The following is a 296-nucleotide window of genomic DNA, read 5'->3' as shown; positions in this document are numbered from 1 at the left end:
GCAGCATAGAGGCCAGTTCAACCGCCAGGACGTATGGGCCAAACAGCGTAATACCCACCTCTTTAGCGCCGATTGGCGTGCCGTCGATGCCCTGATCATTCACACCCAGAATGGCGTAAACAATGACCACCCGCATGATGGCCGACAGGATCGCCGGGCCAATCCAGACCTGCGGTTTTAACCACTGACGTTCCTGCTCAATTTCAGAGCCGCCCAGGTTCAGCATCATCACCACGAAGACGAACAGCACCATGATGGCCCCGGCGTAAACGATGATCTCCAGCGCACCAGCAAAG

The 296-nt window shown here is 56.8% G+C and carries 1 protein-coding gene; it reads right to left on the bottom strand.

Annotated elements, in window-relative coordinates:
* Positions 1-296 (bottom strand): NADH-quinone oxidoreductase subunit J (gene nuoJ / locus ACPYOJ_RS35075; protein WP_481420339.1); only part of this gene is annotated, 296 nt, incomplete at both ends.

This window comes from Rhizobium sp. SVR5-9E (assembly GCF_056755095.1).
Note: the sequence above shows the minus strand (reverse complement) of the source record. Positions and strands in the feature narration are given on the sequence as shown.